We start from the raw sequence: 17,917 nt of genomic DNA, 5'->3' as shown, positions 1-17,917 counted from the left end.
CACCAGCCGCAACACCAGCCTGCTGCTCAAGGTGCCGGTCATCTGGCGCAACAGCACGCATGACGCCATTTATGCCAACCCCACGGCGGCCTACAGAGATAGCCCGCACCGAGCAAGGCGAGAGACAGGCCGCCGGTAAAACGGAACACGGCTGCCCCCGCGACCCCGGTCACGCTAATAGTATCTGCCAGAAGTTGCAGACCGCTACAGGCAAAGGAGAACACGGCGGCCACAACGCTGCCGCCTATTAGGGCGGAGAGGCTTTTGCTGTTTCCATTCTCCCCCCCGGCACGCAGGATTTCCGCTGCGGCCACGCCTTCCGGGTAGGGGAGGGCGCTTTCCGTCACCAGTGCGCGGCGCAGAGGGATGGTAAACAGCACGCCCGCAATGCCCCCGGCCAGCGAGAGGCCCGCTGTCTGCCAGAAGGGGAAGCTGTGCCAGAAGCCGGTCATAATCAGGCCGGGGAAGGTGGCAAACACGCAGGAGAGCGTGCCCGCCGCCGAGGCCTGACTTTGCACCATATTGTTTTCCAGCAGGGTGCTGCGGCCCAGTGCGCGCAGCACGGCCATGGAAATAACAGCCGCCGGAATGGAGGAGGCAAAGGTCAGCCCGATCCGCAAGCCCAGATAGACGTTGGAGGCGGTGAAGACGACGGTAATCAGCGCCCCCAGAATCAGCCCGCGCACAGTGAGTTCACGCACGGAAGGGGTTTGCAGGGGGGATGGAGCGGTCATACCCGGAGCCTCGCAGCAGCATCAGACATTATAAAGCGCTTCGATACGCTGCCTGATGCCGCTTGTCTCCCCTGAATGAACCGGAGGGGCAATGAGATGGGAGAAAAGAGTGAGCAGCCCAGAGCAGAGCCGGGAGTCAACTCGGTTCTCCCATCAGATCGCGGGCATGATTAGCCAGCCCGTGCAGGCCGGCAATGGGTGCATCTGAAACCAGACTGACCCCAAGCCCGTCCTGCGCCCAGAGGTAACCCGGAACATGCCGCATGGGCCGCATGGGCGCCGTTACGTCCACGCGGTACATCGGCCGCACAAACAGGGAGAGGCGGACGCCCCGGTCATTGGTATAGAAAAACAGGCAGGCGGGACCATGATCAGTCGTGACAAGCTGGCCGCCTGTAAGCTGATAGCCTGCGGTGGACAGATCCGGCGGCTGGACCGGCCTGCCCAGCACGCTGCCACCCCATGCTGCGAGTTGCGCCACGCTGCCTTTTGCGGTTGCGCCGCCTTTGCTTGCCGCCTGCACCATGGCGGCTTCCTGCTCAACGGACGCCAGCCCGACAGGCACCTGTCGGTCCCGCAAAAACCATCCGCCACCAAGCCCAATGGAAAGCGCAAAGGCAATGGAGGCCGCCATCTGCGGGAGACTGAAGCGCCGCCCCCTGCGCTCCTTCAGCCGGCTAATATCAAAGCGGGCGGGGATCGGTTCGCGGAGGTCTGTATCCAGCGCTGCCCGCAAGCCATCACGCTCCTGCCGCCATGCCGTCACACGTTGCCGCGCATCCGGGTGGCGTTCCAGCCAGATGTCCACCTCCTGGCGGCGTTCGGGGGAGAGAAAATCATCGACCCAGGCCTGAAGATCATCCTCGGTCACAGGGGTGTCGGGGTGCGTCATTTCACCCTCCTCAGGATGGGACGTTTCTCATGGCCTGCCAGATCATGCAGGGCAGACCGGGCGCGGGAAAGGCGGGACATTACGGTGCCGACCGGCACACCGAGGATTTCCGCCACCGCCTGATATTCCAGCCCTTCAACCCCCACGAGCAGCAGGACCTGCCGATGGTCATCGGACAGACGCCCGAACGCCTGCGTCATGTCCTGCCATTCCAGATGGGGAATTTGCCCGGCATCCTGCAATGGTTCCGGGAAAGAGGTTTCCGCCATGGGCACCAGACGCCGGATGCGCCGCCACCGGCTGACGTTAAGGCGGTAGGCGATGGTGAAGAGCCAGGGGCGTAAATCTGACCGGTCCCGGACCTGATCCATGCGGGTCAGGGCGCGTTCCAGACAGTCTTGCACCAGATCGTCGGCGTGATGCGGGTCACGCGTCAGAACCCGCGCATACCGCCTCAACGCCGGAATAACGCTCTGTAGTCTGATGGTCTCGTCATCGTCCAACCCGGCTCTGCCCCTCATGCGCTTCATCTCCTGAGGACAGAGACGCTCAGCGCGCCACTTTATTCCCAATGGTGCCGAGCAAAAGTAAAAATGTTCCTTAGTTGTGCAATTGTCGGGGAATAGATCCCGCTGCTCCTGCGTCTTCCCCTCAGATGACATAAAGGAGCGGCCTCAATGGCGGCAAAATCGAGAGGGTCTTCCGGCTCTGCCCTCCGCTGGCTGGGCGTTGCAGCCGCACCGGCAGCGCTGGCCTTGGGCTTTCTCTGGGCCGGTGGCTGGCTTTCCCCCCACCGCGTGACCCAGAACCGCCTGATGGGGGAACTGCATGACGCGGGCAGTTACGGGCATGGGTTCCGGCGTGCTCATTCTAAAGGTGTGTGCGTCACGGGGCGGTTTGATGCCAGCGGGGCTGCGGCCTCGTTGTCGAAGGCTGCCATTTTTCATGAACAGTCTGTGCCTGTGGTCGGGCGGTTTGCTCTGGGGGCAGGGCAACCCTATGTGACCGACAACCCGGCAACCGTGCGCAGCATGGCGCTCCGCTTCATGCCAGCGGATGCGCCGGAGTGGCGTGCAGCCATGAATGACCCACCCGTTCTGCCCTTGCGGGATGCACAGGATGCTTCAGACTTCTTTTCCTCTCAACGCATAGATCCCGCGACAGGAAAGCCTGACCCGGCACGCGCCAAAGCTTTCGGCGCAGCGCATCCTTGGCTTCAGGCCGCAGCGGAGAAAAACGCGCATCGCGTGATCACCTCAGGTTTTGCGGATGACACGTACCACAGCCTCGACAGCTTCCTGCTTGTTGGCGAAACCGGCACGAAAACGGCTGTCCGATGGGCCATGGTGCCCGTGCAGCCAGTGGCTCCTGCCGATGCCGAAGCCGGAGGGCGTGATTACCTGTTTCAAAGGCTGATTGCAGATATCCATGACCACCCTCTGCAATGGCACATGGTGCTGACGGTGGCGGGGCCTCAGGATGCTATTAATGACCCAAGCCAGATCTGGGCACAGGACGACCGGACGATTGATGCTGGCACCCTGACCCTGAATGCCGTTGAGAGCGAGGACGGTGGCCCCTGCAACGGCCTCACTTTTGATCCCCTTATTCTGCCTCCCGGCATTGTCGCTTCCGATGACCCCATTCTTCAGCTTCGGTCGGGGGCCTATATGCGGTCCTTCTCTCTGCGTTCGGGGGAGAAGCGCGGGCCAAGCGCTATCACGCCTGCCATGACACAGGCTCCAGCGGCAGAAAGTGAGAAAAAATCATGAAGCCCGCACCCTCTTTTTCACTTGTGGCGCGCGTGCTGCACTGGCTTATGGCGGTGATGATTCTCAGCATGCTGTTTATCGGTGTGTTCATGGCCTCGTCTCTTGGCCCCGGTTACCACCGGCTGGTTTCGCTGCATCGTCCTTTAGGGATTGCCATTCTGGTGCTCGCCCTTCTTCGGCTGACATACCGGCTGCGTCATGCTCCGCCCCCTCTGCCCAGTGACCTTCTCGCCGTTCTGAAGCTGGCCGCCAAAGGCTCCCATATCCTGCTTTATGCCCTGATGGTTGCGCTGCCTCTTGTGGGTTGGGGCATGCTCTCGGCTGGGGGGTATCCTATTCCGTTGTGGGGGAACGGGGTGCTGTTGCCGCCCATCCTGCCGCATAACCCGGCTGTCTGGTCCTGGCTGCGGTCTGTCCACACCGTTCTGGCCTTTACCCTGTTCGGGCTGGTGCTGGCCCATATTGGTGCGGCTCTGTTCCATGGTCTGATCCGGCGGGATGGAGTGCTTGAAAGCATGACCGGAAGGAAAACCCCGCTGTAAGGTGGGAAGGCTTAGCCCCCATAAGACGAGAGGAGTGCTTCAGAAGAAAGCACTCCCCATCGCTGCTACTTTGTGGCCTGTCTTAAAACTGCGGTCTGGCGCTTAGAATGTCAGTTCCAGATTGCTCTGCACATACGCGCCGGAGGACGCCCCGGCTTTAATCATGGCGCGGGAGGCGAAGATGTATTCGCCATCAAGGCTGAAAGTCACATGCCGGGTGGCACGCCAGGTAAAGCTGGCCTGCGGCATGGTGGCGGTATAGCCGCCTTGCGGGCGGAAGCTGTAGGCCGCCGTGGGGTTGGCATAAATGGCGTCATGCGTGCTGTTGCGCCAGATGACCGGCACCTTTAGCAGCAGGCTGGTGTTGCGGCTGGTGGCAATGGTGGCCAGCGGGCCGACGTCAATCAGGTTCGAGTTGCCGATATAGGTGCTCATATCCAGATAGTAGGCGCTGGGCACGAAGGGGGAGAGGAAGTTCCCCCAGCTGCTGGTCTGGCTTTTGCGGGTGTCCCCGCCGGAAATGGCGTCAGCCTGAATACCGATAGCCGGGCGGCCCCACCATTTGGCAAAACGCCATGAGACGGTGCCGTTAAAGGAATAAGCCGAAACCGCGCGCTGCGGACCATTTTTGGCCGCGCGGAAATTGCCGCCCTGCCACATGCCGCCCAGAGAAAATTCGATGGGTCCGGCGTTACCCCAGATACGCGTGCCGGGGGTGTCACGGTGTGTGGAGCCCGCAATGGTGCCGGTGGTGCTGGCAATAGGGTTACTGGAGAGCGTGTAGCCCAGATAAAACGTATCCACGAAGACCTGGCTGTTCCTTTCCATAAATTTGAAATTTGGAATAGCGTAGGAGGTGTAGGCTCCGAACAGGCGTGTTCTCCAGCCCACCTGATCATGAAACGCGGTGGTAGGTGCGTTGTTGGTCAGAGTGAGGTCAAACAGATCCACACGGAAGCGCTTCCAGAAGGCATAGCCCCGCAGCCCGTTCCAGGAATATGGTATGGTTGGGTAAACGCTGCCTGCCGTCACGTAAGGCGGTGCATCCAGAAAGGACATACGGCCAACCATGGCGCCCATTGTTGCGCCCAGCATATGGCCTTTGACTTCCACAAACGCCTGCTGTGCGTCCAGCTTGCTGCGCCAGCGGCCCCCGGCATAACCGTAATAATTGATGCCCCCGGCCTGAGCGCTCATCAGCTCCCCATAAAGGCGCACATGTTCGCCCAGATGCAGGTCCGCCCCGGCGTTCCAGCGCAGGGTGGAGCGGTAGGCAGGGTCTTTCTTGACGGTGCCGAACATAGCCCGCTGGTCATAAAACCCGTGATGGCGGAAGTTGCCGCTCAGCGTGAGGTAGATTGAGCCACTGTTGTTGAGCGGGATGTATTTCAGCGGGTCTGCCCAGTCGATGTGGTTTCTCTTGTCACGCAGGCTGGACCAGTCTTCCGCCCAGCGGGAGACAGCGTAATACGCCACCGTACCAAACCCGGCAGCAGCCCCGGTATTGGCGTTGAACACGCCCCACGGCCCCTGATGCATGAGGGAGGTTGGCAGCGGCTTGAGTTCCAGAGACTGCGGCTGGCCGTAGGCTTCCGGTCGGCTGGTGAGCGGCGGGAGCAGCATATTATCCCAGAATCCACCGCGCCCCGGCGTTTTGGGCGGGGTGCGGATCACGTCTGACAGACGGGCAGGCATGGTGTCATGCGAGACGTTGATGTCATGGGCATGCTGCGTCTGGCGCACAACGGAAGGTGCCGGTGCCAGTGCGGGAGCGGGTGCCGGAGCGGGTGCCGGAGCGGGCACGGGTTGCGCGGCACTTTGCGCATGGGCCGCTACGAGCGGCACCAGAACGGCAAGAAGGGCCCCGGCAGGCACCAGCCAGAGTAGCCCGGTGGACAGGCCGCTGGAAAAAGAAAACCGGAAGCGTGCAGAGCACAGGCGTGAAACAGGCGCGCCTGCGCTGCGAGCAAACAGATGGTTCATGACAGAACACTCTGAAAAAGGGGAACCGAAGGACTGCAATAAGGCTGTGCGGCGGGAAAGCCGGGGGCCTTACGCAGGAGCGCAGAGGGAGCGGGAGTGCGTAAGTCGCTCTCGTACCGCTCTCCGCCGGGCGGTCGGTTGCAGGGGAGGCAGACGAAAAATGGTGTCCGAAGGGGGACAGCAAAGCATCAGCATGACGGCACGACCTTAATTGCGTCATGGCTTAGCCAAATGGCTCGCCATGCATTTTTTATTATTCTGACGTGCGTTATGGGTATAGCTAAACGCGAGCCATGTCAGCTCGCGTTTGCGTGTAACACGAAATATTTAAGTGCAGGCTCAGCCCGATTGCGGCAGGCCGCCCAGCCGGGTCAAACAGTCCCGCGCACGGGTGACCAGGTGGATTTCATGCACGCTGGCAACAGCCCTGCGTGCGTTGCTCTGCCAACTGCGCGGCATACCCTGCGGGGAGCAGACGGCGCGGGCGCCAAACAGCGGGCCGTCCGTCTGGTCCATGGCGGCCAGAACGGCGGCCGGGTGCGTGGGCAGGGCGCGGCGCATGGCCGTGCGGAGGGAGAGCGCTGTGGCCGGATCAGCCTCGGGCATCAGCGCTGCCAGAACGGATGCGGCTTCCGGCTGCCCGGTGCTGACAGCCAGCCGCACGTCTGACCATTTGCGGCTTTTGGTCAGGGTGCGGGCGGTCTGCTCCGGTCCGTCATTTTCCAGCATGTGCAGAATATGCGTGGAAGACTGGTTTGCCACCGTCTGGGATGCTGTCTGAACCGGGGACTGTGCCACCGCGTTCGGGCTGGTGCGGGCAGGGGTGCCGACGCTCTCCGGTGCCTGCTGCGGGGCTGCAAAGGCCCGCGCCAGAGAGGCACTGACCGGTGTCGTGGCGGGCGGGACTGGCTGCGCTGGTTTGGCAGGGCTGGTGGCCGCAGTTTCGGACAGAGCCGCCCTGCGCATATCCGCCACCAGAGGCCGGGGCGGGGTGTGCGAAAACGTGGACAGGCTCAGCGCGCCGGCAACCAGAGCGGAAAGGATTACAAAGCGGGGCATACGCATAAGAAGTGTCTCCTTTCCTGAGGTGGCGACCAGACCAGAAGGGGCGGGCCGCAGATAAGACTGACTGAAGTCCATAGAGGCAGGCAGAAAATGGCGCGGTGAAGGCAGGACCACGGAAAGGTTGCGGCGGAGGCGGCGGGTGTCCTATAGCGGGCCGGATTGGTCAGAGCTTTAAGGCGTCTGTCTGTGTAACCCTTCCCCTTGAGGATCAGATTTTTCTATGAGCAGCACGTCCCCCTCTCCCTCCGAAATTACCCGCCTGCAGACCGCTCTGCGCCGCCTGCTTGGTGCCAAGGGTCTGTCCGTTAACCCGCCGCCGCGTTCTGGCATGTCGGTTGAACTGGCTGTGGACGGTGAAGTAATTGGCACCATTCATCGTGATGATGATGAGGGCGAAGTCTCCTACGCCATCAACATCATTCTTCTGGAAGAAGATCTGCCGGCTGAAAAATAAGCCGCAGTCTTTCAGGCCTTAACCAGAGTGGGAGAGACCCGGAAGGGTCTGCTCCCCCTCGGGCCTTCAGGCGTTGGAGGGGGCGACGGACGCCTGCATGATGGGCGCGCGTGCTGTGGGGAATTCCACCTTTGTCACTTTCCAGCGCCAGTTTTGAATCCGCATTTCAATTTTCAGCGGCGTGTCATGCTCGTGGCCGGGCAGGGGCACATCCACTTCAAACTGGTCAATACGGGTGAAGCGGACCGAAGCCTTTTCCACCAGTGAGGCAAAAGACGGCGCGGGCTGGTTAGCCGGAATGGCAGCCGGGACAGCCTGATCAACCAGCGTGCCAAGATTGGCCTGCGTGACGGTGAAATCCACCGCATTGGACACAGCCGTTGTGGCGAAGGACGAGCCGAAGTCCGGCAGATCATTCGACACCTGTTCCAGATGCAGGCCGGAGAGGGTCTGGTGCTTGATCGACGCATCGAGCTCGGACCAGTTGATGACCTGCCCAAGGGCCGTCATGTCATGCGTCTGAATGGCGGAGCCGATGCTCCAGAGCGTGACAAACGGAGAGGCCAGATACAGGCCAAGCGCTGCTGCTGACGCGCCGATACACACTCTGCGCGCGGCCTGTAACTTATTCAGACTGGCACGTCGGACGAAAGGTCCGGCTGAGGTGAGGGCGGTCATTGTTTGCACTCCTCGTATGCTAAAATTGCATTTCACATATAGCAGACGCATGGCTCCCATGCATAGTTTCATTAATATGAATTCATAGTATCACGGAAAAGTGAACGGGGCATAAAAAACCCCGGCATGGCATAGAAGGCCACACTGCTGGCCCCGCCAAAGTCAGACAGACCTTCATCCGCAGAGATACTCTGCCCGCAGCAAAAGGGCGCTCAGATGGCGTTTGATTTCACGGAAGCCGAAATTCAGCGATATTCCCGCCATATTCTTCTGCCCGAGGTCGGCGGCACGGGGCAGGCGGCCCTTAAGGCGGCCTCCGTGCTGATTGTGGGAGCCGGGGGACTGGGCTCGCCTGCGGCCCTCTATCTGGCTGCCGCGGGGGTAGGGCGGATCGGGCTGGTGGATGATGACACCGTGGAACTCTCCAACCTGCAACGCCAGATCCTGCACACCACGCAGGCCGTGGGCACGCCCAAGGTGGACTCCGCCCGCGCCCGGCTGGAAGCGCTGAACCCGGAGCTGACGCTGGAAACATGGCCCATGCGCCTGAGCGCGGACAACGTGGAGGATCTGGTCAGCCGGTATGATCTGGTGTGTGATGGCTGCGATAACTTCACCACCCGCTATCTGGTGAATGCCGCCTGCGTGCGGACTGGGCGGCCACTGGTTTCTGCTGCCGTGCAGCGGTTTGAAGGCCAGCTTTCCACATTTCATCCAGTGCGCGGTGGTCCGTGCTACCATTGCCTCTACCCGCAAGCCGACGGCGCGGCGGAGGGTCTAAGCTGTGGCGAGGCCGGGGTGTTTGGGGCCGTAACCGGCGTGATGGGCACCCTGCAGGCGACGGAAGCGCTCAAGGAGCTTCTGGGGCTGGGAACATCGCTGGCCGGGCGGCTGCTGATGTGGGATGCTTTGAGTACACGGTTTACAACCATCGCCCTGCAACGGGACCCGACATGCCCGGTCTGCGGGACTCTGAAACGGGAGACGTCTGATGGCTGAACTTTCTGGTGAACCTGGCGGCGGGCTGTTTGCCGGCTCTTCGGCGCCTGCGGCAGGGCCTTCTGGCCGCACCGGCTTTTCCGCTGCTGTGGGAGCGTCCGCCTTCCCGCAGTGTGATCTGGCGCTGGTGATTGTGGAAGCCCGCTATGAGCGTGTGCATGCCGCCTTGATGCTGGCCGCTACAGCCTGCGCACTGGGCCAGACTGTCGTGCTGTTCGGCATGGGGGCCGGTGTGGCTGCTTTCTGCGCAAAATGGGACGGGCTGGAAGATTCCCAGCGGGAAGACTGGCGGACAGCAGCCGGTGTGGCGGGGCTGAATGACCTGCGCACGGCCCTGCGGGACATGGATGCAACGCTAATGGTGTGCGACTCCGGGCTGAAGACCATGGGCCTGACGGATGAGGCGCTGGAAGAAGGCGTGGCGGTTGTGGGCCTGCCTACGTTTCTGGACAGGGCGGGTGCGGCCCGGGTGGCGGTTTTCTAAAAACCGCTTGCCCCCGCGTTTCTCTCTTGGCAGGGATGCAGGCATGATGTTCACATTGCCTCTGACTTTCCGGTTCCGACTGCTGTCCTGTCTGGCAGGGTGTGCGGTCGCTCTGTCCGGCGCGGCTGCTGCTGATAAGAAGCCTGCCGCGCACAAGCACCATGCCCACCATGCCGAAGCGGACCACGCTGCTGCCAAGAAAAAGACAGCAGACAAACCCGCTGCCAAAAAGGCCGCTACGGCGGAAGGCAAGAGTGCGCATCGCAGCCACCATGAGGCCGCCAAAGCCCGCCACGCTGCGGGGCAGGCCGCCCATGCTCCCGTAAAACATAAAGCCGCAACGGCCGCCGCCGGTGCTGCTGCCGGAGCCGCCGCAGGCGCAGCCGGGGCTGCCGCAGCCGACCAGCCTGCAACGCCGCCTGCCGCAGCCGCCCCCCCGGAACCGCCCAAAGGCACCGTGACGGGCCTGCCGCTGCCGCGTTATGCCGCCCTGCGGTCTGATGAGGTGAATATGCGCGCGGGGCCGGGCCGCCGCTTCCCCATTCTCTGGGTTTATCACCGCCGTGGCATGCCCATGCGGATTGAACGGGAATTTGATGTCTGGCGTCTGGTGGAAGATGAGACCGGCCAGAAAGGCTGGATTCAGCAGGCTACGCTGTCCGGCGGGCGGGACTTCCTTGTGCCGGGTGAACCGCCCGGAGATGAAGCGCCGCTGGAAGTCAAACTCGATAAAAACGGCAATAAAGAACAGCCTTCCGGCCACATGGACACCCGCGTGGTGGCCACGCTGCCCACGCCTGCTGATGCAAAGAGCGTGACCGGGGCGGTTGTCATGCACAGTACGGCTAGCAACGATGCGCCTGCGGTTGCTGTTCTGAAACCCGGTGCTGTGGGATCTGTTAAGGAATGTGCAGCCGGGTCTGAGTGGTGCAAGGTCTCGGTCAAGAATTACACCGGCTGGGTTCCCCGCCGTGCGATCTGGGGCGTGGATGCGGAGGAAGCTATCACTCCTTCCTGAACCCCGGACTGGTTAAGTAAGGACAAGGAGTGATCATGCCCACCTCAAACGCGCTTATCTGCCGGACCAAGATTGTTGCAACTCTTGGCCCGGCATCCAGCGATTACGAGACAATCCGGGATCTGGCTGTGGCCGGGGCGGATGTGTTCCGCTTCAACTTCTCCCACGGCACGCATGAGGACCACGCCGCCCGCCACGCCATTGTGCGGCGGGTGGAAGCCGAACTGGGTGAACCCATTGGCATTCTGGCCGACATGCAGGGGCCAAAGTTGCGGGTTGGCGTTTTTGCCGATGGCAAGGTGACGCTCAAACCCGGAGCCTCTTTCCGGTTCGATCTGTCCACCGCACCGGGGGATGAAACCCGCGTCTGCCTGCCTCACCCTGAAATTATTGCCGTCGCCAAACCCGGCAGCCGCCTGCTGATGGATGATGGCAAGCTGGCTGTGGTGGTGAAGGCTGTCGGCCCGGACTGGCTGGAAAGCACGGTCGATGTGGGCGGCGTGCTCTCCAACCATAAGGGCGTGAACGTGCCGGATGTGGCGCTGCCTATTCCCGCCCTGACGGAAAAGGACCGGCGGGATCTGGCGTTCGCGCTGGATCTGGGCGTGGATTATATCGCTCTGTCCTTCGTGCAGCGGCCTGAAGATGTGAGCGAGGCCCGCACTCTGGTGGGTGAGCGCGCTAACCTGCTGGTCAAACTGGAAAAACCGCAGGCGATCGAAAATCTGGAAGCCATTCTGGAACTGACGGACGCCGTGATGGTCGCCCGTGGCGATCTGGGCGTGGAACTGCCGCCCGAGAACGTGCCGCTGGTGCAGAAGCGCATCATCCGGCTGGCCCGCCGTCTCGGTAAGCCGGTTGTGGTGGCGACGCAGATGCTGGAAAGCATGATCTCATCCCCCACACCCACGCGCGCGGAAGCGTCCGACGTGGCGACAGCGGTGTTTGATGGCGCGGATGCCGTCATGCTCTCTGCTGAATCCGCCGCCGGGCAGTATCCGCGTGAGGCCGTGCGCATCATGAACCGGATTATCTGGCGCATTGAGCAGGATGCGGAATGGCAGAGCATGATGGCCCGCGCCCGTCTGGCTCCGGAAGATTACGTGGCCGACGCCATTGCCGGGGCAGCCCAGCAGGTGGCGGATACGCTCAAGGCTCCGGCCATTGTGGCCTATACGCACCGCGGGGCCACAGCCTTCCGCATTGCGCGGGAGCGGCCATCCTGCCCCATTCTGGGCATTACCCCCACGCATGAAGCCGGGCGGCGCATGGCGCTGGTCTGGGGTGTGCGGGCTGTTGTGAATGAAGGCAAGCAGGTGACAAACGTGGAGGACATGGTGGACTCTGCGCTGGACGTTGTGAACCGCGCCAGAATAGGCAGCTCCGGCAATTCCATTGTGATTGCGGCAGGGGTGCCGTTTGGGGTGAGTGGCTCCACCAACACGCTGCGGGTCGCTAAAATCCCCTGAGGATGTGGGTGCTGCGTCCGCTCTGCGGGTGGACACAGCGCCCGAGGGATGACACTGGGAAGGGAAAATAAAGGCGTACCCGCCGATGGTGTGCCTGATGAGGCAGGAGTCAGACACAATGGCTAAGGCGACACGCCACAGGATTATGCAGCGCCGGACGGTTTTGCAGGGGCTTGCCTGCGTTCCCACAGGGCTTGCAGTCTCCTCACTTGCGCAGGCGGCGGACCATGCGGCGGCCCCTCCGCAGCCCGAAACCACCCGCCCTGCGGATGTGACCACCACACCCCCGCGCCAGTGGGGGCCGGGGGCACCACCCGCCTACACGCCGGACCCGGATGTGATTGTGATTGATCGCTCCTTCCGTGACCTGCTGTTTGGGGCGGCCACCCTGCACCGGGTGTGGGATCAGGGCACCTGGCTGGAAGGCCCCGCCTGGTCTGCCGAGGGCCGGTATCTGCTGCTGAGTGACACCGTGACCAGCCGCCAGTATCGGTATTTGTGGGAGACGGGCGAGGTTACTGTGTTCCGCCCGGAATCCTACCATTCCAACGGCAATACGTTTGATTATCAGGGCCGCCAGATTTCCTGCGAGCACTTCCTGCGCCGCGTGATCCGCTGGGAACATGATGGTTCCGTGCGCGTGCTGGCCGACCGGTATGAAGGCCATGCCCTGAACTCCCCCAATGATGTGATCGCTCATCCGGACGGCAGCATCTGGTTTACCGACCCCGGCTATGGCGATGGCTTTACCGAAGGCCATGCGGATGAACCGGGCGGTGAGGCCAACCCGGAGGGCCATATTCGCTGGCGGATTGGCGAAGAGCTGATTGGTGAGCTTGGCGGCGTGAAGCGGCAGGCGGACCATACTTTCCGCATTGATCCTTCAGGCCGGATTGAATGTGTGCTGACGCAGGAGCAACTGCCCAACCCCAACGGCCTGTGCTTCTCGCCCGATCATTCCCGCCTGTATGTCATTTCCTCCGGCAAGCAGCCGGGTGGGTATGGGCATGAGGGCGATCAGGCCGTGCATGTGTATGACGTGCTCAAAGACAACACCCTCTCCAACCCGCGCCTGTTTACCAATATGCATTTTCAGGGCGTGCAGATGGGGCCGGATGGGATGAAGGTCGATATCTTCGGCAATCTCTGGTGCGGGGCCAGCGGGCCGCTGGGCCTGTGCGGGGTGTTTGTGTTCAACCCGGAAGGCCAGCTGATTGGCCGTATCCGCCTGCCGCACGGGGTGTCCAACCTCACCTTTGGCGGGCCTAAGCGGAACTGGCTGTTTATGTGTGCGGGGGAATCCCTCTACCGCCTTCAGGTCAACACACAGGGCGCGGGTGCTGCCTGAAGGTATTCGGGGGCTTACGAGCCGTTGGCGGCCAGAATGCTCTGCACAGACCAGACGCCGGGCTGGCCGGGGGTGATTTCACCCGTTTTGTAAAACCGCACCACGGTCTCTTTCATGGGCTTGTCCAGCCGCGTGACTGAGGCCGGGGTGCTGGTTGTGGTCTCGTTATAATACGTGGAATGGCGGCCTGTTCTGGTCATGGTACCACTGGTGGATGTGGTGGCGGCATTCTGCACGTAAGTGGGGCGATATCCCTGCTTGTCATCCAGAATCTGAAAATACTGGAACCCGCGCTGCTGGCCTGTGGTGGCGGCTTCCATGAAAACCTTGTGTGTCACTTTGGCGAGGTCATCAAAAGAAGAGCCTTTGCCGGAAATGATGGCGGTGCGTTCATCCAGCATTTCTGTATGTGCGCTGAGGCAGCCCGAGAGAGAACAAAATAAAAAGACAGGTAAAAGAAGTTTTCTCATTGAATTTCTCTTAAGCGGTGCTGGTTTTTATAAAACGCGCGGACTTTATAGTTTTTGGAGTGGCGTGCAAGATGCAGGCACGGGCATTTTTCAGGCGCGGTTCTTCAGAAAAACCGGCAGCAGCGTAAACAGCCCACAGGCACAGGCGACAAACAAAGGCAGGCCGCTGGTGGGAGAAAACGCCATGGCGGAGCCTGCCATACCCGGCCCCGCAAAGGAGCCAAGCCCCCACGCAACCGACGTGGCGGCGTAAACAGAGACAAGGTCTCCGCCGGAAAACCGACTGCCCACTACGGACATGGCGACGGTATAGAGTGCGGCAAACAATCCATCCCACACAAACAGCAGCGGATAGGCCAGCGCCGGGGTGCCAATGGCGAGGGGCCAAAGGCATGCCCCCAGTGTCGAGGCTGTGCCGAGAGTGATGAGCATGGCGCGCGGGTTTTTCAGCCGGTCCGCCACCCAGCCCAGCGGAGCCTGCAACACAATGGCCCCCAGCAGCATGACGGAGAGTAGCAGCGTCGCCTGCCGTTCCGACCAGCCCGTATGCAGCGCGTAGAGCGGTAGGAAGGCGGAGCTTGCGGCTTCCAGCATGGCCATGAGCAGCGTGACACAAATGGCAATGGGGGCCATCCCGATATAGCGCCACAGGCCGCTATGGGCCGGGCGCTCCGGTTTGGGTGCGCGCATCCACGGCATGCTCACCATCACAAAAGCCGCCAGCACAAAAACACTGGTAATGGCGAATGGGGCGATCCCATGCCGCCCAACCAGCGTGAGCAGCACCGGGCCAGTGGCAAAGCCGGAGGAAAGCATGGCGCTGTAAAGCCCCATGGTGCGGGTGCGGTTGCTGTCATCCGTGCTCTGGTTCAGCCAGCTTTCCGACATGATGAGCATGCTCTCTGTCGCCACGCCCAGTGCAAGCCGGAGCGGGAACCAGAACCAGATGGACGGCACCACCGGAAACAGAACAAGGGTAACCGCCGTGCAGGCCAGCGCCACCAGCAGCACCGTGCGCGGCCCCACCCACCCGGCCAGCCGGGGCAGGAACGGAGCAATGCCCAGCACACCCACGCCGTGCATCATGGCCAGAGCCGCAATGGTGTGGGGGCCGTACCCGTGGTCCAGCAGAGAAAAGGTGAGAAGCGGCGTGCTGAGCCCGTAGGTCAGGCCGAAAATCAGCCCCACAGAAACAAGGGAGAGAACGGGCAGGCGGGACCGGGTGGGAGAAGAAACAGAATGGGGCAAGAGCAGGCCAGACACGGTTGGAAAAAAGGCTTTTTACGCTCTTTTCTGTTGGAGGGACATGGAGGATGTTCCCGTGAAAGGGCTGTGAGAATCACAACCCTGTCATGCTGTGACGATATATTCGTAAAAAATATATTGAGAATTATTCGCATCTGCACTTTATGGGTGTCGAGACTGACATACTTCCAAAGGGCAGGTGAATGACAAGGATATACAAGGCGTATCTCACGCCGGTATCTGTTGCAGGGGTTCTCTTTTTTTCAGCGCATGCGTTGGCGTCATCGCCTGATATCCTGTCTGAAGATAACAAGAAGGCGTCCAAGCGCGAGAATAAACGCCATAAGGCAGAAGCGCAGGCGGCAACCCCCGCCACGCGCGTTGCCGGTATAGACGCGACGGACGAAGAACGCCTGACCGTGACGGGCCACGGCTTTAACACCATGCACGACACCCTCGGCCTGTCCCGCATGCCGCAGGACGTGATGCATACGCCCCAGAACATCAACGTTGTGCCGCAGGCACTTATGCGCCAGCAAAATGTGAAGTCTCTGGATGAAGCATTGCGGAACGTGCCCGGTGTGACAGCCTCCATTGGGGAAGGCGCAGGTGGCATGAACGGGGATCAGTTCCTGATCCGTGGTTTTCAGGCGCAGAATGATATCTATGAGGACGGGTTAAGGGATTTTGGCGTTTATTCCCGTGACTCTTTCAATTTTGACTCTGTGTCCGTCATCAAGGGGCCGTCCTCGGAAGTGTTCGGGAACGGCACCACGGGGGGCGCCATTAATATGGTGACCAAAACCCCGGGTTTGCAGAACCATTATTCCTCTGAATTTACGGGTGGTTCGGGCAGCTATTACCGGGGCACGCTGGATATTAACCAGAAGCTGGACAGCTCCACCGCCTTCCGCCTGACCGGGATGGGTGACGAGCATAATGTTGTCGGGCGGGACTTCATCTATTCGCACCGCTGGGGCATTGCGCCCTCCATTGCCTTTGGTCTGGGCAAGCGCGCCACGCTGGTGCTGCAATATATGCACCAGCAGGAAAACTCCGTGCCAGATTTTGGTGTGCCGGTTGTTACAAAACCCGGGGCGTCCTACGGCATGCCTATTACGGAATATGGCGTGAAGCGGACCAACTGGTACGGCACCAATAACGACCAGAACGCTACGAATGATAATATGGAAACAGCGCGCTTCACCTATAAGGTGAACGACCATATTACCATTTATGATGATCTGCGCGGCGGCCAGTATTACCGGACCTTTGCGGCCTCCAAAGCCACGTGTGACACCACCTGCGTGAACAACTATTTCAACGGTGATCCGGCGGCGGCCCTCGTTGCGCGCTCCGGCCCTTCTGGTGCGGGGAATGGCACCGGGCCGGGCACCTATATGGCTCCGCTGCCCTATGAGCAGAAAAGCTGGTCCGTGCAGAATGTTGCATCCATGGTGGCCAACTTCAACACCGGTTTCCTGCGGCATCAGCTTGTGGCCGGGTTTGATATTGAGCGCGTGAATGACGTGCGCTCACAGTCCACCTATCTGAACCCCAAACCCTATGCCAGCCTTGTGAACCCGAACCCCTATGTGGGGAACCTCAACCTTGTCCCCGGCGATAGCAATCCGGGTGGGCTGGTGTCTCTGGGTGCGCTGCATGCAAAAGATCACAGCAGTGGCTACGGGTTTGATACCGGCCTGTTCCTGTTTGACCAGATCTGGCTGACAAAGTGGCTTTCCGTCAAAGGCGGGTTCCGCTGGGACCGCTGGCAGACAAGCTATAACCTGACAGGCGGTGATGTTGCGAAAAACCCTGACAGCCACTTCCATGATGTCAGCGGTGTGTTCAACCCCAATGTCAGCCTTGTGGCAACGCCGGATGAACACCAGACCTACTACTTCACATGGGCAAGCTCCACCACGCCGATGGGGATGTATGTCACCAACGGGTCTGTGCCGATCCGCCCGGGCACGAACTCGTTTGCCAGCCCGGAAAAATCCCAGCTTTACGAACTTGGTGCGAAATACAGCCTGTTCCATGACCGGATTGGCGCAACGGCCTCTCTCTTCCGGCTGGATAAAGGCAACACCATGAATGCCGACCCGGTAACGGGGGAAGTGCAGGGGTCATCTGACCGTCAGCGCAACCAGGGGCTGGAACTGTCCGTGGGCGGCATCATTCTGCCGGGCTGGAACATTACCGCCACCTATGCCCTGTATGACAGTGACACGACGTATTCGGCCACCAAAGCCAATCGTGGCAAGAATGTTCAGTATGTGCCGCATAATCAGGCCACGCTGTGGTCAGTCTATAATGCGTTTGCTCACACGCCGTATAATATCTCGTTTGGCGGTGGTGTCACGTGGCGTCAGCATGTCTGGCTCAACACGGCCAACACGCTGCGTGCCCCGGCTAATCTGGACTTCAGCGCGGTGATTTCTCACCGTTTCGACAGGCACTGGAAAGTGTCCATGAACGGCTACAACCTTGCCAACCGTCTGAACTACCAGAGCCTGTTCTCCAACCGTGCAACACCCTCTGCCGGGAGAATGTTCCTGGGTGAAGTCAGCTTTACCTACTGAGGTTTTTTACAGAGCGGGTTTGTCGGGCTGAAGCCCGGCAGGCCCGTGCGGTGACAGGATTGCCGCATAAAAAAAGGAAATGCCTTACACGGGCATTTCCTTTTTTGCGTTTTGCGTCTGAGGCTGCCGGAGCGTTGCCGCCCTGCAGGTCGTTTGGCTTTGTCGGCAAAGGTCCG

The 17,917-nt window shown here is 61.0% G+C and carries 16 protein-coding genes and 1 pseudogene; 9 read left to right on the top strand and 8 right to left on the bottom strand.

The genetic code is table 11. The features are described from left to right. Window positions 1-95: 95 nt before the first annotated feature. The 3 genes and pseudogenes from AD930_RS05220 to AD930_RS05210 all read right to left on the bottom strand — a co-directional run. A pseudogene (locus AD930_RS05220) lies at window positions 96-734 on the bottom strand (OPT family oligopeptide transporter); the annotation flags it as partial. A gap of 136 nt (window positions 735-870) precedes the next feature. Then, window positions 871-1,626 carry an anti-sigma factor family protein gene (locus tag AD930_RS05215; RefSeq protein WP_061505375.1) on the bottom strand — a complete coding sequence of 252 codons (756 nt, stop codon included), beginning with the start codon at window positions 1,624-1,626 and terminating at the stop codon, window positions 871-873. After that, a complete protein-coding gene (locus AD930_RS05210; RefSeq protein ID WP_043553067.1) occupies window positions 1,623-2,147 on the bottom strand; it encodes an RNA polymerase sigma factor in 525 nt (174 codons plus the stop codon). Before AD930_RS05210 ends, AD930_RS05215 begins: the two co-directional genes overlap by 4 nt. 156 nt (window positions 2,148-2,303) lie before the next feature. On the opposite strand from AD930_RS05210, the gene AD930_RS05205 reads away from it, so the two are divergent. Next, the gene (locus AD930_RS05205; RefSeq protein ID WP_061505374.1) at window positions 2,304-3,398 is read left to right on the top strand and encodes a catalase family peroxidase; all 1,095 of its coding nucleotides are present in this window, start codon (window positions 2,304-2,306) and stop codon (window positions 3,396-3,398) included. Further along, window positions 3,395-3,940 (top strand): cytochrome b, encoded by a 546-nt coding sequence (locus AD930_RS05200; protein ID WP_061505373.1) that lies wholly within the window; start codon window positions 3,395-3,397, stop codon window positions 3,938-3,940. Before AD930_RS05205 ends, AD930_RS05200 begins: the two co-directional genes overlap by 4 nt. A 102-nt stretch (window positions 3,941-4,042) precedes the next feature. Here the strand turns inward: AD930_RS05200 and AD930_RS05195 are convergent, their stop codons facing one another. Continuing rightward, window positions 4,043-5,923, bottom strand: coding sequence for an alginate export family protein (locus AD930_RS05195; protein ID WP_244150499.1), 1,881 nt, complete (start codon window positions 5,921-5,923; stop codon window positions 4,043-4,045). Window positions 5,924-6,262: 339 nt separating this feature from the next. After that, the gene (locus AD930_RS05190; protein ID WP_156476864.1) at window positions 6,263-6,988 is read right to left on the bottom strand and encodes a hypothetical protein; all 726 of its coding nucleotides are present in this window, start codon (window positions 6,986-6,988) and stop codon (window positions 6,263-6,265) included. Window positions 6,989-7,208: 220 nt separating this feature from the next. Between AD930_RS05190 and AD930_RS05185 the strand changes: the two genes are divergently transcribed. Further along, window positions 7,209-7,442 (top strand): DUF3126 family protein, encoded by a 234-nt coding sequence (locus tag AD930_RS05185; protein WP_043551848.1) that lies wholly within the window; start codon window positions 7,209-7,211, stop codon window positions 7,440-7,442. A 66-nt stretch (window positions 7,443-7,508) separates the two neighbouring features. Here AD930_RS05185 and AD930_RS05180 read toward each other — a convergent pair whose 3' ends face one another. After that, window positions 7,509-8,120, bottom strand: coding sequence for a DUF2939 domain-containing protein (locus AD930_RS05180; protein WP_061491312.1), 612 nt, complete (start codon window positions 8,118-8,120; stop codon window positions 7,509-7,511). Window positions 8,121-8,336: 216 nt separating this feature from the next. Between AD930_RS05180 and AD930_RS05175 the strand changes: the two genes are divergently transcribed. The 5 genes from AD930_RS05175 (at window position 8,337) to AD930_RS05155 (ending at window position 13,438) form a co-directional block, all read left to right on the top strand. Beyond that, the gene (locus tag AD930_RS05175; protein WP_061505371.1) at window positions 8,337-9,119 is read left to right on the top strand and encodes a HesA/MoeB/ThiF family protein; all 783 of its coding nucleotides are present in this window, start codon (window positions 8,337-8,339) and stop codon (window positions 9,117-9,119) included. After that, window positions 9,112-9,603 (top strand): DsrE family protein, encoded by a 492-nt coding sequence (locus tag AD930_RS05170; protein ID WP_061505370.1) that lies wholly within the window; start codon window positions 9,112-9,114, stop codon window positions 9,601-9,603. Before AD930_RS05175 ends, AD930_RS05170 begins: the two co-directional genes overlap by 8 nt. Window positions 9,604-9,646: 43 nt before the next feature. Further along, window positions 9,647-10,621 (top strand): SH3 domain-containing protein, encoded by a 975-nt coding sequence (locus AD930_RS05165; RefSeq protein ID WP_061505369.1) that lies wholly within the window; start codon window positions 9,647-9,649, stop codon window positions 10,619-10,621. A 35-nt stretch (window positions 10,622-10,656) separates the two neighbouring features. Then, window positions 10,657-12,090: a pyruvate kinase gene (gene pyk, locus AD930_RS05160; protein ID WP_061505368.1), complete on the top strand. Its 1,434-nt coding sequence runs from the start codon at window positions 10,657-10,659 to the stop codon at window positions 12,088-12,090. A gap of 118 nt (window positions 12,091-12,208) precedes the next feature. Then, on the top strand, window positions 12,209-13,438 hold the full coding sequence (locus AD930_RS05155) for an SMP-30/gluconolactonase/LRE family protein (RefSeq protein WP_061505367.1): 1,230 nt from the start codon (window positions 12,209-12,211) through the stop codon (window positions 13,436-13,438). A 14-nt stretch (window positions 13,439-13,452) separates the two neighbouring features. Here the strand turns inward: AD930_RS05155 and AD930_RS05150 are convergent, their stop codons facing one another. Both AD930_RS05150 and AD930_RS05145 read right to left on the bottom strand, forming a co-directional pair. Beyond that, the gene (locus tag AD930_RS05150) at window positions 13,453-13,839 is read right to left on the bottom strand and encodes a hypothetical protein (protein ID WP_061505366.1); all 387 of its coding nucleotides are present in this window, start codon (window positions 13,837-13,839) and stop codon (window positions 13,453-13,455) included. Between the two features lie 159 nt (window positions 13,840-13,998). Continuing rightward, a complete protein-coding gene (locus AD930_RS05145) occupies window positions 13,999-15,156 on the bottom strand; it encodes an MFS transporter (protein WP_156476863.1) in 1,158 nt (385 codons plus the stop codon). A gap of 200 nt (window positions 15,157-15,356) precedes the next feature. On the opposite strand from AD930_RS05145, the gene AD930_RS05140 reads away from it, so the two are divergent. Next, window positions 15,357-17,741, top strand: coding sequence for a TonB-dependent receptor (locus AD930_RS05140; RefSeq protein ID WP_167375141.1), 2,385 nt, complete (start codon window positions 15,357-15,359; stop codon window positions 17,739-17,741). Window positions 17,742-17,917 lie beyond the last annotated feature (176 nt).

It is taken from the genome of Acetobacter malorum, from assembly GCF_001580615.1.
In the GTDB taxonomy this organism is placed as follows: domain Bacteria; phylum Pseudomonadota; class Alphaproteobacteria; order Acetobacterales; family Acetobacteraceae; genus Acetobacter; species Acetobacter malorum.
Note: the sequence above shows the minus strand (reverse complement) of the source record. Positions and strands in the feature narration are given on the sequence as shown.